The organism is Pontibacter sp. LHS2 (assembly GCF_058932845.1).
Map to the genome: position 1 here is coordinate 1,630,742 of NZ_JBZYWG010000001.1, position 17,034 is coordinate 1,647,775.

General features: G+C 49.3%; 13 protein-coding genes. 7 read left to right on the forward strand and 6 right to left on the reverse strand.

Annotated features, from left to right (window positions below):
- Nucleotides 1-136 precede the first annotated feature (136 nt).
- Complete coding sequence (locus tag AC5FX6_RS07140) at nt 137-502, forward strand: spore germination protein GerW family protein (RefSeq protein WP_493596336.1); 366 nt, start codon at nt 137-139, stop codon at nt 500-502.
- 31 nt (nt 503-533) lie between these two features.
- Here the strand turns inward: AC5FX6_RS07140 and AC5FX6_RS07145 are convergent, their stop codons facing one another.
- Nucleotides 534-1,145, reverse strand: coding sequence for a hypothetical protein (locus AC5FX6_RS07145; protein WP_493596337.1), 612 nt, complete (start codon nt 1,143-1,145; stop codon nt 534-536).
- Between the two features lie 225 nt (nt 1,146-1,370).
- Here AC5FX6_RS07145 and hflK point away from each other — a divergent pair, with 225 nt between their 5' ends.
- Both hflK and hflC read left to right on the forward strand, forming a co-directional pair.
- Nucleotides 1,371-2,354 (forward strand): FtsH protease activity modulator HflK, encoded by a 984-nt coding sequence (gene hflK / locus AC5FX6_RS07150; protein WP_493596338.1) that lies wholly within the window; start codon nt 1,371-1,373, stop codon nt 2,352-2,354.
- A gap of 3 nt (nt 2,355-2,357) precedes the next feature.
- Entirely contained in the window at nt 2,358-3,296 is a 939-nt protein-coding gene (hflC, locus tag AC5FX6_RS07155) for a protease modulator HflC (RefSeq protein ID WP_493596339.1), read from the forward strand.
- Between the two features lie 196 nt (nt 3,297-3,492).
- On the opposite strand, the gene AC5FX6_RS07160 is transcribed toward hflC, so the two are convergent.
- Both AC5FX6_RS07160 and AC5FX6_RS07165 read right to left on the reverse strand, forming a co-directional pair.
- Nucleotides 3,493-3,798, reverse strand: a complete 306-nt coding sequence (locus AC5FX6_RS07160; protein ID WP_493596340.1) for a hypothetical protein — start codon at nt 3,796-3,798, stop codon at nt 3,493-3,495.
- Nucleotides 3,799-3,824: 26 nt separating this feature from the next.
- On the reverse strand, nt 3,825-4,664 hold the full coding sequence (locus AC5FX6_RS07165; RefSeq protein WP_493596341.1) for an MBL fold metallo-hydrolase: 840 nt from the start codon (nt 4,662-4,664) through the stop codon (nt 3,825-3,827).
- Nucleotides 4,665-5,127: 463 nt separating this feature from the next.
- Here AC5FX6_RS07165 and AC5FX6_RS07170 point away from each other — a divergent pair, with 463 nt between their 5' ends.
- Nucleotides 5,128-6,360 (forward strand): FISUMP domain-containing protein, encoded by a 1,233-nt coding sequence (locus AC5FX6_RS07170; protein WP_493596342.1) that lies wholly within the window; start codon nt 5,128-5,130, stop codon nt 6,358-6,360.
- Nucleotides 6,361-6,476: 116 nt separating this feature from the next.
- Here the strand turns inward: AC5FX6_RS07170 and AC5FX6_RS07175 are convergent, their stop codons facing one another.
- The 3 genes from AC5FX6_RS07175 to AC5FX6_RS07185 all read right to left on the reverse strand — a co-directional run bounded on the left by AC5FX6_RS07175 (nt 6,477) and on the right by AC5FX6_RS07185 (nt 14,485).
- A complete protein-coding gene (locus AC5FX6_RS07175) occupies nt 6,477-11,444 on the reverse strand; it encodes a DNA repair ATPase (protein ID WP_493596343.1) in 4,968 nt (1,655 codons plus the stop codon).
- A 273-nt stretch (nt 11,445-11,717) separates the two neighbouring features.
- Entirely contained in the window at nt 11,718-13,853 is a 2,136-nt protein-coding gene (locus AC5FX6_RS07180; protein ID WP_493596344.1) for a flotillin family protein, read from the reverse strand.
- Between the two features lie 5 nt (nt 13,854-13,858).
- Nucleotides 13,859-14,485: a hypothetical protein gene (locus AC5FX6_RS07185; RefSeq protein WP_493596345.1), complete on the reverse strand. Its 627-nt coding sequence runs from the start codon at nt 14,483-14,485 to the stop codon at nt 13,859-13,861.
- A 155-nt stretch (nt 14,486-14,640) separates the two neighbouring features.
- Here AC5FX6_RS07185 and AC5FX6_RS07190 point away from each other — a divergent pair, with 155 nt between their 5' ends.
- The 3 genes from AC5FX6_RS07190 to AC5FX6_RS07200 all read left to right on the forward strand — a co-directional run bounded on the left by AC5FX6_RS07190 (nt 14,641) and on the right by AC5FX6_RS07200 (nt 17,005).
- Entirely contained in the window at nt 14,641-15,288 is a 648-nt protein-coding gene (locus AC5FX6_RS07190; protein ID WP_493596346.1) for a CatA-like O-acetyltransferase, read from the forward strand.
- A 167-nt stretch (nt 15,289-15,455) separates the two neighbouring features.
- Nucleotides 15,456-16,529 (forward strand): 3-oxoacyl-ACP synthase III family protein, encoded by a 1,074-nt coding sequence (locus AC5FX6_RS07195; RefSeq protein ID WP_493596347.1) that lies wholly within the window; start codon nt 15,456-15,458, stop codon nt 16,527-16,529.
- 224 nt (nt 16,530-16,753) lie between these two features.
- On the forward strand, nt 16,754-17,005 hold the full coding sequence (locus AC5FX6_RS07200) for a hypothetical protein (protein ID WP_493596348.1): 252 nt from the start codon (nt 16,754-16,756) through the stop codon (nt 17,003-17,005).
- Nucleotides 17,006-17,034 lie beyond the last annotated feature (29 nt).

Sequence of the window (17,034 nt, forward strand, 5' to 3'; positions counted from 1 at the left end):
TTTATACCTATACCTTCATTTCGATGCCACTCACCTTAAATCCGTGGCATTACCCTACCTATGTTGCAACGAATTGATTCCTGCACGTACAGCTTAGTTACTGATCGGTAACTTATCACCAATAACCTGATAGCAGATGGAAGAGACATCAAAGAAAGACCATAATAGTTTTATAGAGCGGCTGGCACAGCGGCTGGGCATCTCAGCTAATGCCAGCACAATTTACGGTGAACCGGTGGAGCGCGATGGCGTAACTGTTATACCTGCAGCCAAAGCCATATATGGTTTTGGAGGCGGCAGTGGCGCTAAAGCGGGTGAGGAAGGAGCTGGCGGCGGTGGCGGTGTGGCCATCAAACCCGTAGGTTACATAGAGATCAAAGACGGTAACACCAAATTCAAATCTATACCTGACCCAGAGCGGGTGATCAAGATCATTGGCGTTAGCGGTATTATGGCCTTTATTTTGATGAAAAGCGTTGATAAGCTGGTTAACAAACGCTAACCCAGATCAATTAGCGGTTAACCGCTGCTACTTACTGACCTGCCTTGTTGCGCGGCGGGTTGATCATGATGTGGGCGCCATGCGTGCCGGGATGCATGATCCAAGGCATGGCCACGGAACCCTGGTCAGGCTTAAGCGGCAGACCGGTGCTCTCGGATGTGGCCCACGGGATGTAGACCACATACCGCAGGTAGCCGTCGGCTACCTCACCGGCACGCATATTTACCTGCTCATCAGGTGCACTGTACACAAAAAGTGTGGTGGGCTGCTTTGGCATGTTCAGCTTTCCGCTCTTGGCTTCTTTCTCACGCATATCAAAAATTTCGTTGGCACTCACACCTTGTCGGCGCAATTCTCGACCACGGGCCATGAAGGGCTCTAAGTCGCGGTGGTAGCATGATACCGAAAAGCCAGGCTGATTCGGGTCGTCTGCCAGACAGACCAGTTCATTAGTGCCTTTCCTCAAAGTGACCATCTCTCCTTTCTGATTATAGCCCAGCACAGTGGCCCCTTCTCGCATATCGGCCGGGGCAGCCAGTACGGCGGTTTTGATCTGCGCTTCGGCAGTTGGGATAGTGGTGTTCTGGGCCTGACTGCTATACCCTACCAGCAGCATGAGAACAAAGGTGAGGAAGTGTTTCATATCGGTTGTATAACTAAGTACAAGTGATCAAAAGCTGGCTGATCATCAGCTTTTACCCTGTACGAATAATTCAGTAAAAAGCTTTCAACAATGTATAGTCACTGTTTTTAAAGTACGCTATACCTGCATCACTCACAGAGAACTCCTTTCCCTATACTTATCAAGACATCAACATATTAAGATATTTTAGTTATCTTAACGCTACAAACAAATACTCCCGCGCCCATGGCTGAACCTAACTACCGGCTACAGTACTACATGTTTATGCTGAGCAAGCACTTCCGCAAGATTCTGCTCGGCTTGTTCCTGCTGATACTCCTGCTTACTTCCGTGAAGACGGTTGGCCCTGAAGAAGAAGGCGTGGTGATGTACGTCGGACACTACGACCGTACCGTGCAGCCCGGACTAAACTTCATTTTGCCTTTCGGTATTGAAGAGATGAAGAAAATCCCAGTACAGCGTCAGCTCAAGCAGGAGTTCGGTTTCAGAACACTGGAGGCAGGCAGAAACACACAGTACTCCAAAGCGGACTTCAATGACGAATCGCTGATGCTGACCGGCGACCTGAATCTGGCCAACGTGGAGTGGGTCGTGCAGTACCGTATCGTGAACTCTTACAATTACCTGTTCAAGGTGCGCGACGCAGAGAAAGCCCTGCGTGATATGTCCGAATCGGCGATGCGCAAGATAGTAGGCGACCGAACTGTAAACGAAGTACTTACTGTGGGCCGTCAGGAAGTAGCCACCAGCATGGAGGTGCTCTTGCAGCGCATGTGCGACGAATATGAAAACGGTATTCGCATTGACCAGGTAGTGCTGCAGGACGTGAATCCGCCCGAGACGGTAAAGCCGTCTTTCAACGCCGTGAACCAGGCCCAGCAGGAGCGCGAAACCCTGATCAACCAGGCCGAGTCGGAGTATAACCGCATCATTCCGCGTGCGCGTGGCGAGGCTGATGAAACCGTTCAGCTGGCCGAGGCCTATGCCCTGACGCGTGTGAACGTAGCAACCGGTGAAGCTGCCCGTTTCAACTCCCTCTTCGAAGAATATGTGAAAGCTCCTGAGGTAACCAAAAAGCGCTTATACCTGGAAACCATGGAACGCATCCTGCCAAAAATAGGCGATAAAGTGATTGTGGATGAGCGTGGCAACAATGTACTGCCGCTCTTGAACCTGAATCAGAATAAAACTCAAACTCCAACGAAATAGCCTGTGAATACCCCAAAGATACTTTCGCTTATAGCTGCAGTACTCCTGCTGACATTGCTTTTCACAAGCGTATTTGTGCTCGACGAAACCAAGCAGGCCATTGTCACCCAGTTTGGTAAACCTGTAGGCGAACCACGCTCCCAGCCAGGTCTGCACTTTAAGATCCCGATCATTCAGAAAGTGCAGTTTTTTGACAAGCGCTACCTCGAGTGGGACGGCGATGCCAACCAGGTACCGACCAAGGACAAAAAGTTTATCTTCGTAGACTCCTATGCCCGCTGGCAAATCACCAACCCGCTGCAGTTTTTCATCCGTCTGCGTGATGAGCGCTCCGGCCAGTCCCGCCTCGATGACATACTGGACGGCGAAACACGCAATGCCATTGCCAGTCACGATTTGCTCGATATTGTGCGCTCCACCAACCGAGAGCCGGAAGTATCTGATGAGATCATGGAAGACCTGGAGAACCTGGACAAGATATCTGTTGGTCGCGACAAAATTGAAGCGCTGATACTGAAGAGAGCCAACGAACGTACCTCAGACCTGGGTGTGCAGATATTGGACTTCCGCTTCAAGCGGATGAACTATGTAGACGAGGTGCGTAACCGCGTTTATGACCGTATGATTAGTGAGCGTAACCGTATTGCCGATCAGTTCCGCTCTGAGGGTCAGGGTGAAGCCCGCAAGATACAAGGTAACAAAGAACGTGACCTGGCCCAGATCACGTCCCAAGCCACCCGTGAAGCCGAAGTGATACGTGGTAAAGCTGATGCACAAGCCACCTCCATCTACGCCTCTGCCTACAACCGCAATGCCCAGGCCCGCGAACTCTACGGCTTCCTCCGCTCCATGGAAACGCTGGAGAAATCATTTGATGATAAGACGAGTATAATCCTGTCTACTGATTCGGAACTGTATAAGTATCTGAAGCGAGCGAACTAAGAAGAGTTGGGGAGTTAGAAAGTTAAAAAATTAGAAAGCTAGAGATTTGAAAAAGCCCGATGACCTTACACTGTAAGGTCATCGGGCTTTTTTGGCTTATGATCGCTTGGTAGGGACAGGTCGCGACTTGTCTTAATCGTGAACAGAAATTCTTTTTGCTGACAGTGGTAAGTATCGATTGATTTTATTTATCTGTTTACTGGCAGCGCAAAATATTATATAAGCTATTAGGGCTTACCCTCATTTTACTTCTTCTTTCTTCTCCCTCGTTCAAAAACCGCCTGATTTTGCTGAAAGGAGAAAGGCAGTGGTAGGCAACATAGAAGAAAATCAAACTCATTAAGATTAACAGATGTCCGCCAAAACCTGATACAGAAAGTGTTCTACTATGAACACCTACCGCTACCAAGTCATTCTTTATCATTAACACACCTACTACCAAGCAAAGGATTGCGATATAGATAGAAAAAATAAAGAAGCTTTTGTCTGTCTTAAATTTCATAGCAATCGTCTCCTAAGATAATAGGCTTAAAAAAGCGAAAGCTGTTCTCCTGCAGGCTGTATGTCACTCACGGATAGGGTACGTTCAAAAATATCGCCCTGGCAGCTGATTTTATACACAGCTGTTTCCTCAAACCTCGAGGCGACCACGACTTCGGTGCCGTCGGCACAGGTCTCAAAAAGGCGCTTGGCCAGTTTCGGGCAGTTGTTGTCCTTGGAGAGGTGAGAGAGAAACACATGGCTCATGAAAGCGGGTTTATGCGCTACAAACAGCTCAAGTGCCTGACGATTGGACAAGTGTCCGTGGTTGCCACTGATGCGCCGCTTGAGGTAATACGGGTAGTAACTTTGCTCCAGCATTCCCTCGTCATAGTTTGTCTCCAGAAAAGCAGCATGGCACTGCTGGAAGTGATGGATCACATGGTCGCATGGTGTGCCGATATCCGTGAAAACGCCTATTTTCACCCCATTACCTTCCACGATAAAACTGTGCGGATCTGCCGCATCATGATATTTTGGAAAACCTGTAACAGACAAGCTACCGATTTGTACCGGCTCGTAGCCTGTAAAGGACTGCACCTCTATCCTACTCAGGTCCATCCGGGAGCGGTACAGCGTGCTGGCTGTAATGTATACTGGCAATCTGTACTTATGCGCCAACACTGGTATCCCTTTGATGTGATCGGAGTGCTCATGCGACACAAAAATAGCCTTCACCTTACTCATCGAGAGCCCAAGACGCTGCATGCGCCGTTCGATTTCACGGCAGGAGATGCCAACATCCACCAACACGGCTTCTTGGCCGTTGCCGATGTAGTAACAGTTGCCGTTGCTTCCGGAAGCAAGTGAGGTGATGGCTAAAGGCATAGGGTACAAAGGTCGGGCATTTATAGGTATAATTCAACTTGTATCTTTCCATTCTTTCTCTTAACAAACTCTTTTACTGGCAATCTCTCCTTCACAGAAACATGTCGACCATAAAAGCTCAGGCTAAGCTCTTCTTCAAAAAGCCCTAAATAAATAGCAAGCTTCGTTAATCGAAAAAAATTCATCTCCATACAACTTCCATTCACATATCTTCATCTTTTGCCCCACAGTGTCCAGTAATGAACAGGAATTGTTCAATAATAACCAATATTTAAGTCTAGATGTGCTAAAAACTAAGCTCTAAGCCAGATTTTAAAATCTGGCACGCCAATTGACAAAACACAATAAAATCAATCTATTGTTTAATCTTAAGAAAACGCCTATGAAACAAGTTTCATTTTAATCACTGCTAGAAAACCTCCTAGACATTCTGAATACCGCTTACAAAATAAAACTACTGAATATGAAAAAGTTAAAAAATTTAATGCCCGGCTTATTGCTGGGTGCTATGGTTGCGCTTACGTTGAGCAGCTGCGACAAGGAAGATCCTAAGCCAACCAATCCCATTGACCCAACAAACCCTACAGATGGAGAAGTGATTGAGACGCCCTTCACCGCTATACCTGCAGACTTTGTTGGAACCTGGTATATCGATCACAATCAAGGTCCTCTTTCAGCCAATTGGGAACAAGGTACTTTTCAAGGCAAACAGGGCTTTCGCGAATTCAGGACAATCGTGATGACGGCAGATGGAAAAAATGCGGTGGAGTATACCTCTGATGTGATGAATGTGGGTGATGAGGTTAAGCAGTACCTCTATAAAATGACAGGAACTTTAGAGCACAAGGCCAACCCGAACACCATCACCTTTCATGCTAAATCAGGTAAAATGAGAATATTCAGCAACAAATACTCTGGCTTCAAGGAATCTGATATCATCACAAAAGACGTAAAGGCTTATAAAACGGTTTTCATTAACCCTGAGGCTTCCACTTACACCAACTCGCAAAATTTCTTGACAGCAAAGCGCGTTGATGGTAACATGCAGCAGTCGGTGAGGTTCAAAAAAGTAGAAGGCGGTACTGGTACACCAACCAGCCCGGGCGGCCTGTACACGAAGCCACCTACTACAGGTACCTATGTGCAAATCGGTGACAAGTACTATCCGACTGTGACCATCGGTAACTTGGAGTGGATGTCTGTGAACTATGCCGGGCCAGGCGGATTGAGTAATTCTGATAATCCTGAATACGGTACTTTCCTGAAGTATCAGGATGTTGCGGCCATTCAGATACCTACAGGTTGGCGGCTCCCTACACGGGAAGATTACCTGGCACTTTTGAAGTCACAAGGTATAGCATTTGATGAAATCTGGGACAGTACTGACGGGTCTGACGTACAGTCGAAGCGTTTGCTGGGCCAACTGATGTCGACCACGGGCTGGCTGAAACAGGACGGTTACGCTAACAATAAATCTGGTTTCAATGCGGTACCCGGCAACCTGATGGTAACCAATGGGAATCCGCATGGTGCAGGCTCCAACTGCCTACTCTGGACAGCTAACCGCGATGCCGAAGATAATCCGATTGTGTTTAAGATCATCCAGTTGCCTAGCGATACCTATGCCTCCTTCTCTGGTCAGCCTATTGGATATAACCCACCACACGTGCCGGTAAGGTTTGTTAAGAACAAATAAGCGTTTTAACTGATTTGATGCTTTTGATTAAGAACTTCTGTAAAAGTTAAATGCAAAATAAACAAGCCCCTGCAGGATCTATACCTGCAGGGGCTTGTCTGCACCTCAGCTATACCTTACAATTCCTCCGCTGCTTCCAATCTGCTTGGCTTAAACTGGCTCAGCACCTCTTTAATACCTGCCAGTCCGCCAGAGATGTTCTCCATTTCCGACAACACCTGCCCTACCTGGTTGTTGTCGCCGAAGCCTTTGAGCTTGTTATTGCGAACGAAGGTAGCTTTGATGTCTTCCCAGCGCTGCGCCTCGGCCTCGGTCATGATGCCGATCAGTTGTTTAAACTTGAGCATGTTGGCTTCGGCTCCTGAAGTGAGCGTCTGCGATTCGGCTTCGTAATGCGACAAAATAAGCGTTTGCAGTTCCTGGTCGTTCATGATCGGCATCACCTTTTCGGCCAGCTTGTTCATGTTACGGTAAGAGCCCTGCAGTTTAAAAGCTGGCTCGGTTCGGTACTCGTCTGCCTGCGCGGCCGATCGGATGTACTCCAAGTTTACTTTCAGGATCACGTCCTGAATCTTGAGCAGCTTTTTCAGCACCAGCACATACTCGTTAATCTCGGCAGCTGAGTGATTCCCTTCAAACTCCAGCCCTTCGCTATTGCCCGTTTCAGCCAGTTGGATGAGCGCATACACGTCTTTCTGACTCTTCGCCGCCAGCTTCGCCAGCACGGTATTGGAGGTAAGGGAGTTCTCGATGTAGCTCAGCTTGAACACGTCTTCCGTGTCGCCAATGATGTCGCCGAGGTTGTAGATGTCGGCACGGTTGGCGAGCATGTCAGGTATACGAAACTTCTCCCCTGTCTCCGTGTAAGGGTTACCGGCCATGACCACGCATACCTTCTTGCCCCTGAAATCATAGGTTTTGCTGCGGCCTTTGTACACGCCTTCAATCTTGCGCTGGGCATCGCAAAGCGAGATAAACTTCTGCAGAAACTCCGGGTTGCAGTGCTGAATGTCGTCGAGGTAAATCATCACGTTATCGCCCATCTCAAAGGACAGGTTCAGCTTCTCCAGCTCCTCGCGGGCAGCGGCATTAGGTGCCTCCTTCGGGTCCAGCGCTGTGACCTGGTGACCAATGGCCGGCCCGTTGATCTTCATGAAGATAATGCCCAGTCGGTTGGCGATGTACTCCATGATCGTGGTCTTGCCATAGCCCGGAGGCGAAAGTAGCAACAGCATACCCATCAGGTCGGTACGTTTGGTCTCCCCTGCCGCGCCGATCTGTTTGGCGAGATTGGCGCCGATCAACGGTAGGTATACCTGATCGATCAGTTTATTACGCACAAAAGAAGAGAGCACCCTTGGCTTGAATTCGTTCAGCCGAAGCGCCTGCTCCGCCTGCTGCGTCATGTTCTTTTTGAGCTCCGTAAACTGTACAAAAGCATTTGCAGTGTTATTGGTATAGTCGCGTAGCCGATGCAGGAACTGGTGATAGTTCAACTGGTAGCTTTGCCCCTGTACCTGCTGGTGAGCCCCCTGCATACCTTGCAGGTTTTCCTTCAGTACGGTGTGCACCACCTGCAGCGGATTGTAGCTGTCGGTCAACAGCAAAGTCGCCACCTCGGCCACAAACTCGGTTTTGTCATGCTGGCCAGCCTGTGCAATGTACGCCTTCAACCAATGCTGTATCAGTTCGAACTGGTGGGCCACATTCTCCTGCAGTGCTTTAACAGACTCTTCAAACCTATCCAGCACTTTACGCTCCGTCAGGAAATGTTTGAAACCATCGTATAGCACGTCGGCCTGACTGTCAATGACAAAGTGGTTGCCACGGGTAAGTTCGTAAAACAGGTATGCTCCCGCCTCCCCCGCATTGGCCTCCTTACACAATCCCGTCTCCTGCTGGAAGGTATAGAGTTCCTGTTGCAGATCGGCCTTCACATCATCAAACTCGTGTGTATCGGGGAAAACCTGCAGGATCGCGCTTATACCTTTGAGTTGGTGATTCAGTGTGTTCTTCTTCGCTTCCGGCACAAATACTTGCCAGTACAGCTGCGCACAGGCTCTGTCGATGGAGGTATAGCGCAACAGGTCGGCTGTTTTGATCAGGCGGATAAGCGCACTTAAGATCAGCCCCGCGTCGTGGTCGTGGACGCCTTTCATGTAGCCCTCGTTGAAACGTACGGCCATGAATTTGTTCACGTACTCGGTCAGTTCGGATTCAGTGAGTTTGTGCAGTTCGTCTAAGGATAGGTATCGGAAACTGTTCTCCGTCTGCTGACTCGCTATACCTTTGTCTTGCGCAGCCTCCAATATTTTAAAGGCAAGGTACTCGGCACGGTATACCTGATTGTTCTCGGAAACCAGCGTCTGCTCCCATACCGGACGATAACTTAAGAACTGGTCATCCGTGATCTTCTCGAAAAAATTAGTACCAGTGAGGTGGTAATACATAGCATCGTCGCGGTGCACCACGCTCAACTCCAGCGGCTGGGTGTTGACCGTAAACTGGTGCTTGCCAAATTTCAGAATATTGGCGCCGTCCACAAACAGCTCCTGCTTGTCTTTCAACTGACGAACGGCGTCTTCCTTGAGTGTCTTAAGACGGCTCTGGATGGTATCGGCTTTTACCGTATCGCCGATCTTGAGCAACTCCTCTACCGTACTCCGCACCTTCTCGATCATCAAATCGGAGGCGAAGTAACCATTTATCTCGTTTACAGAAGTCAGTTTGCCGGCCCGGTTCTGGACTGCTTTCAAGATGCGGTCTGCTGCCTGCTGCAAGCTGTTAGCACGCTTGTTCTGCGCTTCCTGCAACTGCATTTTCTTCGATTCGAAAGCGCTGTAGATCTCTTCCCGCTTTACCGTGAGTTGCTCAATGAACTCGTCAAAATCCGGGAAGCGGCCTTCCAGTTCTTCCAACTGCACCATCAGTTTGGCCAGATACTCTTCGCACTTCTGCGGCGAGTCCGACACATCGAGGTAGTTAACCACACTCTGGCTGATCAGCTTGATTTGGGAGTTAAATTCAGCTTTGCCCTCCTGACTTAACAGCTCTTTGCGTTTGCGGCGCAGGGTGGCTTTGGTCTGGTTAAACGTGGCATAAATAGCCGAGATGGTATCGATGATGCGGGTGGTCTGGGTGGCGTCTTCGATCTTGAGGTTGCTCACCACATCAATCAGCATTTCCAGCTCCGCCGAAACGGCCGCGATTTCTTTGTCAGTAGCGTCGGCTTCTACCACCTTGGCTATACCTTCGATGGTGGCATTTATTTCCTTTACCTGCTTCTCGTAAGGTGCCAGTGAGTTGGGCTGCAACAGGAAATCAACGGCTCCGTTGGCGGTATCCTGCGCAAATTGCTGTAGCTGTGCTTCGTATTTTTCAATGGTCGGCAGGTCGGTATAGCGGAGCTCTTTTAGCGAGATCACCTCGCCGCGTATACCGCGCAGGTCGGCCAGGTACTTCACATAATCGTTGATGCTCTCTGCCTTCTTGAACTTCAGCGTCTGGATAAGCGCGTCGGCTTGCCCCAGCACCTGACCTATCTGCGCCTGCGTGTTTTTCTTGATGCTGAGCACCTTTTCATACTCTTCTACCGCAGCCGTAGCCGTCTGCCGGATAGCCGAAATCGGAGCAGCCAGGTTGTAGGTCTCCGCACGATTCAGCCAGTGGTAAGAGTCCAGTACATCGGTGGTTTTCTTGATCAGGTCAAGGTATAGGTTGGCATAGGAATCGTCTTTGTGCAGGAGCGACAGTACTTCGTTGCTCTCGGCCATGGCCCTCACAATATCCTTGTTGCCGATCTTGTACAGGTAGGACTCTTGCGTAACAGGTATAACAAAGTTGGGTCCGATGTAAGACGTCTGCCAGATCTGAATCGCATGGTGCTTCTGCGCTTCATCGTTCGCACGGAAATAGCACAACTCCCCGTTCTCGTAGATGGCATAGCCGTGACAGAGGATCGGCGTTTCGATCTGCTGCGTGATCAAGTTGTAAGACAGCAACTGGTAGATGCCCGACTCCTTGTTATAAAACACATACAGGAAATCCTCGCCGTTCGGAGAGGTGATGCGCTTCTCAAAAAGCATATCCTGCAGGTTGTTATCAAATTGCTTGAACTCGCCTGTCTGCAGGTAATAGCCATAGGCGTAGATGATGCCCTGCCCATCCGGCAACAGCACACAGCTATGCTCCAGCGCATCGATGCGACGGGCTTCCTGCAGCTTGATGTTGTAGACAAAATAACGGTAATTGTTCTCGCGGTATGGGCGTATCTTCAGAATGATGATATTGCCTACCACGGCGTAGTAGATCTCCGAATCATCCAGCGTCTGGTCCTTGTCTTCTACTTCTTCTGCGTAAATGCCACGGCCAGAGTCGGTATTGTCTTCTACCTTGATGGTCAGGTCGCCGCCAACCGTCTCCACAAACACCTTGTCCTCGATGGAAACGTGCGGGTGCTTGCCTTTGCGCTGGGCCTCGCGGGTGGTGCGCTTCCAGCTAAAGTCATGCTGGTTGGGGAAGATATACTCGTGGTCGCTGCGGTTGTCGATGTAGGAGATGCTGTCACCTTTGAACAACCACTTAAAAGTCTTGATATCATTGACGCCTTTGCCCACCCGGAACACCATGTACAGGTAGTTGCCGATGTGCGCAAACTTGACGAACTGGGTATTCTTGTAGTATTTGTAAAGCTTCTGAAAATCGTCTTGGAATGTCTTGTCTTGCAGTAGGTCCAGCGGCTGCTGATGAAAGCTGTGCCCTTCGTAGGTATAGACGCCAAACACATCCGACAACTCCACTTCCGACTTCAGGCCAAGGTATACGTTGTAGCCGAAAAGCAAGGTATAGCCCACCGGCACCATGTCCCAGGGAACGCAGTTGTTTTCGGTGGTAATCCGCTCGGTCGTGATCAGCTGCGTCTCGATCGCCCCGAACACGCTCTTGCGCTCTTGGTTGAGTTGCTCCAGTTGCGTGCGCAGTTCAGCCCCGCTTTTCTGCAGACGGTTCCGTAAGATTTCATAGGTCCCACCCTCCAACTGCACGTTTTCGGCAGTTGGTGTGGTGGCGGTATTGGTATCTTCCATGGTAGTGGAGGCAAAATTTTAGAAGCTACTCTAAAGACCTCGCGGTGTCTATCAGACCCGCTAGTGTCTGCGCCAGTAGCTGTTACTATACCTACTATAGATATAAGATTTGGCCTTCGGCATAGACTCTCACAGGTCTGGAAGACACTGTGAGGTCATCAGAGCAACAGATAATTTCTTTTAAAGTGTATTCACAGCTAGATTCTGTACTAATGGCTGGCACGCATGAAAAAAGCCCCTCTCCTGTTTTTAGGAGAGGGGTTTGGGGTGAGGTTAGTTCAATGAAATATAAGGCTTATCCGCAATCCCCATCGCGGTAGCCGTTGTGGTCAATTGCTTCAGCGTATTCAGCGTGCCTTCGTCGGCGCTGCTTTGCATCATCTTCAGCAAAAGAGCCGATACGCTCAGGTTACGCACATCATCGGAGGTCATGCCGAACTGGTTGATGAACTGCTGCAGGTTCTCGCGAAAGTCCACATGCCCGTTGCCATTTGGCTGGAAGAAAGTCTCTTTCACCGTGTTCAGCACCTCGCTGTTGCTTACCAGTCGGTCCACTTGCTTGCCTTTGGTGATAGAGCCCACGATCTGGTCGAAGAACATGGTTTCACCACCCACGATGTCAATTTTCGCTGACTTCAGGGCTTCGGAAATCACTTCGGCCTGTGAAGCGGCAATGTCTTTCTGGATATTGATCTGAGCCAGTTCGATGGCTTTGTCTTTGTCCAGACGCAGCTTGAACTCTTCGTGTTCTTTGCCCACGCCATCCAGCTTGCGCATGGCTTCGGCTTTCTCCTCTATACCTTTGGCATCCACGGTGAACTTCTCTCCGATCACACGGGCCTCCGCGAGACCGCGTTTCTCTTCGGCGGCTGCCAAGTTTTCTACAACCGTCGCATCGGCTATACCTTGCTCTTTGGTCACTTTGGCAGTTACCATACCCAGTTTCTCGTCGGCTTCGGCCTGTGCATTGGCCTTCGCTTTGATTACCAGTGCTTCCGCTTCGCCTTCCTTCATTCGGGCATGGGCTTTGGCTTCCATCACCTGCGCTTCAGACAATCCAAGCGCTGCCGCTTGTGCTGCTTCCGCCTCGGCCATCGTCTTGATCGCCTGTGCCCGGTTGTTAGAAGATACCTGCTCTGCCTCGGCATCAATCAGCAATTGCTTGGCTCGGAACTCCGCCGCCTGACGTGCCGCTTCGGCGCTCTTGATCTCTCTAACAAGAGACTCCTCTGCTTCCTTTTCTGCATTCTTAATGGCTACGGCTTTCACACGGTCAGCCTCGGCAAAAGCTTTGGTATCCTTGATCTTCTCTTCTTCCTCCACCACGGCTTTCTCCACGGTCACACGCTCGCGGATGATGCCCTGTATGTTTTTGCGCTCTTCTTCGATGGCCTTTTCTTTCTCGATTTGCGCCAGTGCCACGATACGCTGTTTTTCATTTTCTTCCAGCAAACGGGCCTGTTCCACACGCTCTGTTTCAATGGCATCTGTACGCTGCTTGCTGCGCTCAGCTACCAGAATCTGGCGGTCTTTGTTCTGCTCGGCGATCTTCACTTCTTCGTCTGTTGCGATGCGGGCTTTCTCTGCTTTCAGACGCTCTTCGTGGCGCACTTTTTCCATCTCAGCAAACTCACGCGATTTGATGTTCGATATCTCACGTTTCTGCTTTTCTTCGTTTTCGGCCAGTTGTTTTTCGAGCTCCAGAATCGTTTCCTGCGCTTCTACATCCTGCTTCTTAATAGTCTTCTGTTTTTCGCGTTCGATCAGGTTGGCCTGTACCTTCTGCTTAGCTGTCAGGTCGATGATCTTCTTGATACCTTCGGCATCGAGGATGTTGTTTTCGTTCAGGTGCATCAGCGGTGTTTGCTCCAGGTAGTCGATCGCGCAGTCGTCCAGTACATAGCCGTTCAGGTCTGTGCCGATGGTCTGGATGATCTGGCGCTTGAAGTCGTCGCGGCTGTTATACAGTTCTACGAAATCAAAATGCTTACCCACCGTTTTCAACGCTTCGGAGAACTTGGCATCAAAAAGGCTCTCAAGGGCTGAGTGGTCAGAGGCACGCTTACAACCGATGGACTGCGCCACCTGAATCACGTCTTCCGGCGTTTTGTTCACGCGCAAAAAGAAGTTCACCTTGATGTCGGCACGCATGTTGTCTTTACAGATGAGGCCTTCGGAGCCAGTTCTGGAAATCACGATCGTCTTGAGGGTAATGTCCATCACCTCCAGCTTATGGATAACGGGCACTACAAAAATACCGGAGAAAGATACTTTCGTATCGCCCAGACCGGTACGTACCAGCGCCTCGCCTTGGATGGCCTTCTGGTACATCTTAATAACAAAGACTATTAAGCCAATAGCGAATACCGCCAGCATAATGACGATAGACAGGGATAAAGATTCTAACATGCGAATTAAATGGTTTGGTAAGGTTCTATAAGGTAAAATTTGTTTTCAGCATTGTATTCGAGCACAAGTGCGGTTTCTCCTTTCTGCACAGCAGAGCCCATGGTCGTTCTGACATTCAGCAAGAGCGGAGCCCCCGTTGTTTTCACAGCGGCCTGTCCCATGTCGTTGCCATTAGCAGGCAAAATGACCGTACAGATCTGCCCGATAATGTTGGCGGCTGATTCATGTTTCTTTTCCAGCGCGGCAAACACCTTCACAAAGGGCATGGTCAGAAATTTGGATACGAACAGAGCGGCTACGAACGAGGGGATCAGGTATAGCCATCCTAACAAGGTATAGCCGTCGTTAAAGTAGTGGTTCGCCAGGATAGAGATCACCCAGAAAGGCAGCGCGAAGAAAGTGAGGAACACCATGAAAGGCACCTTGCCCAGGTTAAAAAAGGCGAGCACTGAGTTCAGCCAGCTAACCGACGATATGCCATCAGCGTCCACATCCGGCTCCACTTCTACATCAAAGAAATCGAGGTCCAGCAAGCCGAAGATGACGGCCAGCCAATACAGCATGACGAAAACCAGTAAGGCTGTTGGAATGATGTTGACACTGGAAAAAGTAGCTTGTAAAAGTTCGTTCATAGGCAAAGTAGGTTAGCGTGCTATAAATATAATAGAATATTCATAACATTGCATACACTCACTGCTTCTTCACAAAAAAATAATAGTGCGCAATCTCTTATCTTTGTGCTTCCGTTTACCAAAGGTAGTCTGCTTAAAATCTGCCCTATTTATACATGCAAAACCGCTATAGCAAAGAAATCATACCTATCGAAGGATGGGAACGTGAAGAGAGTTTTCGATTCTTCAGCACCTTCACACAGCCATTTTTCAATGTCCACACGGAGGCTGATATCACGCCGCTTTATCATTACTGCAAACAGCATGGCTTATCTGTTTCGCTGGCTTATATGCACGCGACTGTACAGGCTGCCAGAAATACAGAAAGCTTCCTGCTGCGCATCGAAAACGGACAGGTGGTGAGGTATAGAGGACTGGATATGTCAACTACTATTCTGAAAGACAACAAACAAATCGCCTTTACCCATTTCCCTTACCAAGAAAAGCTGGAGGACTTTTGTGCCGAAGGTACCCGTATCATTTCGGAAGTAAAGCAAAGCAAAAAACTGTTCAACGGCCATCAGGGCGTTGACCTGCTGCACATGACCACACTGCCCTGGTTTACTTTCCGGGGTATGGAGCATGCCTTCTCCATTAACCCTGTTGATCCGGGCGTGCCGAAGATAGGCTATGGCAAACTGGAGATGCGCCAGGACAGGGTATACCTGCCCATCAGCATTGGTCTGCACCATGCCCTGGCCGACGGCTACCACATGCACCTGTTCATGGAGGAGCTGGCTCAGGTTATCCAGAGCTATTCTTAGCAGAAATCGACGGATAAATTGCGCTATACCTGACAAAGTGTATAACAGTATTAATGTTTAAACACTTTTGCAAAATTTTTCTTGCCCTATATAGTGGTTATCAATATATTGTGTAGCTCCAGGGTCTTGCACCCGGATAATCTTCCTTCACCTTTTAATCTACCAATATGTGGCGATCCGTTATCACTGGCACCGGCAGTTATATTCCGACAGAAGTAAAAACCAACCAGGATTTTACCTCTCACAATTTTTACACAGACCAGAACGTGCCGATCGGGGTTTGCCCGCATGTGGTGGTCGAGAAGTTTCAGAAAATAACAGGTATAGCGGAGCGTCTCTATGTGGCCTCCCATCTTACCACGTCTGATATTGCTACCCTGGCCGCCGAGCAAGCCATCCAAAACAGTGGCATCGACCCCGAAACGCTGGATATGATCATTGTGGCGCACAATTTCGGCAACGTGATCGAAGGCACGATTCAGTCTGATGCCGTGCCTGCGCTGGCCAGTCGCGTGAAGCACAATCTCAAGATCAAGAGCCCAAATTGTGTGGCCTACGACATCCTGTTTGGCTGTCCGGGTTGGGTACAGGGCGTGATTCAGGCCGAGGCGTTTTTTAAGGCAGGTATGGCCCGTAAGGCGCTGGTGATTGGAGCTGAAACCCTCTCCCGCGTAATCGATCTGTATGACCGCGACAGCATGATCTTCAGTGATGGCGCAGGTGCCTCAGTGGTGGAGTACCAGGAAGTACCTGAAGATGGCAGCGGCATACTGGCCAGCTGTGCCCGCAGCCATAGTGTGGATGAAGCCTTTTATATCAATATGAATAAGTCCTACATGCCTGACGGTGACCCGCGAGTGCGCTACATCAAAATGAAGGGCCGCAAGGTATACGAGTACGCCATTAAGCTAGTGCCGGAAGCCATGAAGGCCTGCCTGGATCAGTGCGGTGTAGACATCCAAGATCTTAAGAAAGTTTTCATCCATCAGGCCAATGAAAAGATGGACGAAGGCATGATTCAGGCGCTCTACAAACTCTATGACAGACGCGACATTCCGGAGGATATTATGCCGATGAGTATTCATTACCTCGGCAACAGTTCTGTGGCCACCGTACCCACGCTCTACGACATCGTTAGCAGGGGTCAGGACGAGAAGCATCAGCTAAACAAAGGGGACATTATCCTGTTTGCTTCAGTAGGGGCTGGTATGAACATCAATGCGATCTGCTACAGGGTATAGCCACTATTGCGGACACCTAAACCTGAGCCCTGCTACCAGTAGCGGGGCTTTTTGTTTCAAATCGGTAGGCGTTCATAATCAGTCACAATACTGCTGATCACCTTGGTTTTTTGTACATTGCAGTATCGTAGCCCGGGATAAAGTAGTGTATACCTGATCAGACTACGAATTGCTGCTGTAGCGCTAGACCTGCGGTTTGCAACTTAATTAAAATACCGATTGAAATGAAGAATTTGCTACTTTCGTTGAAGCCCAGATTAAGTAATCACTTTTTCATAAAGAACTTAAAACCTACGCTGCGATTTGTAGCCATGGTAGCCACACCGCTCTGCCTGGTCAACAGTTTTATCGCCACCCAGGACAGCATAAACTTTTATGCAGATTTGGCTTCCCGCTTTACATTTAGCTTCCTGATTACCTATCCGCAGGCAGTAGTGTATGTGAGCCTGATCAAGTGGTTTGACAGAAAAAGGTAATGGGTGCTGAAGGTTTACATATTCACTAG